General features: G+C 70.1%; 3 protein-coding genes and 1 pseudogene. All 4 read left to right on the top strand.

Translation table 11 applies throughout. The features are described from left to right. The first annotated feature begins 139 nt into the window (after positions 1 to 139). Positions 140 to 703, top strand: coding sequence for a hypothetical protein (locus PV363_RS17105; RefSeq protein ID WP_301022990.1), 564 nt, complete (start codon positions 140 to 142; stop codon positions 701 to 703). A 140-nt stretch (positions 704 to 843) separates the two neighbouring features. After that, a complete protein-coding gene (locus PV363_RS17110; protein WP_220366155.1) occupies positions 844 to 1,224 on the top strand; it encodes a hypothetical protein in 381 nt (126 codons plus the stop codon). Continuing rightward, positions 1,221 to 2,375: a hypothetical protein gene (locus PV363_RS17115; RefSeq protein WP_301022991.1), complete on the top strand. Its 1,155-nt coding sequence runs from the start codon at positions 1,221 to 1,223 to the stop codon at positions 2,373 to 2,375. Before PV363_RS17110 ends, PV363_RS17115 begins: the two co-directional genes overlap by 4 nt. 17 nt (positions 2,376 to 2,392) lie before the next feature. Next, positions 2,393 to 2,683 (top strand): annotated as a pseudogene (locus PV363_RS17120) (hypothetical protein); the annotation flags it as partial.

Genomic DNA, 2,683 nt, shown 5'->3' on the forward strand with positions numbered 1-2,683 from the left:
CGATGACAGGTCGGTCGCCTCGCGGGTCAACCCATCGTTCTGGAAGCGCCACTGCCACGACGAGCTGGTCGAGCGATGGGCCGCAGCAGCGGGGACTGAGAACGTGACGGTCATCGTCCTCGATCCATCCGACCGAGGGATGCTGAACCGGACGTTCGAACGGATGCTGGGGCTGCCCGAAGGCACCCTTGTCGACGCAGGGGGCGAGAACCGGTCGTTCACCTTCCAGGAGGCCGAAGCCCTGCGCGCCTACAACGCGGCCTATCTCGCGGACGGCCAGGATCGGGCGCTCCATGCACGCATGGCACGCACCACCGTCGGGGCAGTGGTGAAGGAACGCGCCCCCACGCAGTCCGAGGTGCCCGTTCCCACTCCCGGTTGGGCCGTCGCGCGAGCGGCCGAGATCGGTGCCGAGGCGGCGGCGAACATTGCCGCGTCCGGCGTGCGCATCATCGGCGACCTAGGCGTCCTGTCGTTGCACGGCTCCGGGTCGGACGAAGTTCCACCACCAGACGTTCCGCCAGACATCGCGGGACGGCTGGCGCTCGCTGTCCTCAAGGCGCACCAGAGTGCGACGGAGGTGGAGCAGGCGGCGGCCGTCTCATCCGGCCGCGTTCTCAAGCCGCTTCCCACGTCGATGCTGGTGCGGGAACTGATCCGTCGCGGACGCCGACGGATGGGGCGAGTCCTTCGCCGCGGGTGAACCACTGACGAGGCCGTCCGGATCCTCGACGTCCTGCGTGTAGCCTGTGGTTTCGTTCATCCCGACCAATATCCACACGTGCGTGGGCCGACGCCGACCGAGGCCCGGTCGCGCCGCGAGCGAGCGAGGAGCTGGACACGATGGGGCCTGCCGGCACGGGGCCTGCGACCGCAGCCGACAGCGACGTGCTGCGGCGGGTCGACGACGAGGCTCGCGAGCGGCGTTGGAGCCTGAACACTCGTCGGCGGCTCGCGGCTGCGTGGCACGCAGCAGACGACGGCGGTGACGCCGACGCTCACTCCGCGACGCTCGCTCCCGAGCGGGTCGCCGCCGCGGTCGCCGACGTGGTCGCCCAGGCCCTGCGGGAGGGGCCCGCGCCGCTCGTGCCCGACCCCACCGACGCCCGGACCGAAGACGCGCACGACCTGCCCGTCGGTCGCCGTCCCCCCTCGCAGCTCGGCGTCGTCCAGTTGACCGGCGTCGTAGCCCGCAGACTCCTGCGCGTGGGAGGCGAGCGATGAGTGACCTCCTGCTTCCCGAGGGAGTCCGACTCGTCCACGTCGGCCCGCCCAAGACCGCGACGACCTCGCTCCAGGCCGCGTTCCACGCGGCTCGTCCCAAGCTCGAGCAGCACGGTGTGCACTACGCAGGCTCGCGACGTCACGAGATGCTCGCCGTGGTTGCCGCCGTCGGTGGCAGGGGCTTCCTCGGCGGCCCGGAGCCGGACCTGTCCGCGTGGAAGGCGCTGCTCGCCGACATGGAGGCCGCCGGCAGTCAGCGCGTCGTCCTCAGCAGCGAGTACCTCGCGCAGGCGCGCCCACCGAAGGTTGAGCGCATCGTCGACGAGATCGGTCGCGAGCAGATCCACGTCGTCCTCACGCTGCGACCGCTCGATCGGCTGATTCCGTCGCAGTGGCAGCAGTACGTCCAGACGGGATACGACATCTCGTACGACGCATGGCTGCGAGAGATGTTCAGCGACACCCCGCGCAAGGGACTGACGCCGACCTTCTGGGTACGTCACCGCCACGACGAGCTCGCCGAGCGATGGGCCGACGTCGTCGGGGCCGACAACGTCACCGTGGTCGTCCTAGACCCGCGAGACCACGAGCTCGTGCTCAGGGTCTTCGAGGAGCTCGTCGGGCTTCCCGCCGGGCTGCTCGAGCTCCAGGAGGATCTCTCCAACCGTTCGCTCACTCTTGGTGAGATCGAGGTCGTTCGCGACTTCAACCGGTTGTACAGGGAGGCAGGGTGGCCGTCCTCGGCTCACTTCCACTATCTGCGCAACGGCGTCGTCAACGAGCTGCGGACGCGGCAGCCCGGCAAGGACGAGGCCAAGATCGTGACGCCTCCCTGGGCGCAGGACCGGGTCGCGGCGCTGACCGAGACGATGGTTGCAAACCTGCGGAAGTCCGATGTCCGGGTCGTCGGCGACCTCGACACGCTGGTCGCGCCGCCTGCGCCGGCCGGCGCGGTCGAGCAACCCGACTCGGCGCGTCGTGTCTCGCCCGAGGTGGCGTCGCTCGCGATGATCGGCGCGATGGCCCAGACCGGGGAGCCGAAGGTCGACGCGCGACGGGTCCGCGGATGGAAGCCGGTCGACGACTACACGACCCGCGAGCTCGCGGGTCTACTCCGCCGCAGGCTGACGGAACGGCGCAGCAAGTCCTGACGGGGGGATCGGACGACATGAGTGACCTGCTTCTGCCAGAAGACGGCCTGCTTCTTCACGTCGGACCCCACAAGACGGGCACCACTGCGGTGCAGAGCGCATTCTTCGCGGCATCCTCCACCCTTCGTGAGCACGGCGTCCGCTACCCCGGCCGCAGTCGTACGCCGATCCAGGCGGTCGTCGCCGTCACCGGTCACGGGCCGATGCTCGGGGAGCCGCCGCTCGACATCAGCGACTGGGAGCGCTTCGTCGCGTCGATCCCGGGGCGGGGCCGCGTGGTGGTCTCGAGCGAGTTCTTCGCCGACGCC

Source organism: Mumia sp. (assembly GCF_028803055.1).
In the GTDB taxonomy this organism is placed as follows: domain Bacteria; phylum Actinomycetota; class Actinomycetes; order Propionibacteriales; family Nocardioidaceae; genus Mumia.

Coding starts and splice junctions, on each gene's coding strand:
- PV363_RS17110 (WP_220366155.1), top strand. CDS start 844: ATGGGGCCTGCCGGCACGGGGCCTGCGACCGCAGCCGACAGCGACGTG.
- PV363_RS17115 (WP_301022991.1), top strand. CDS start 1,221: ATGAGTGACCTCCTGCTTCCCGAGGGAGTCCGACTCGTCCACGTCGGC.
- PV363_RS17105 (WP_301022990.1), top strand. CDS start 140: ATGCTGAACCGGACGTTCGAACGGATGCTGGGGCTGCCCGAAGGCACC.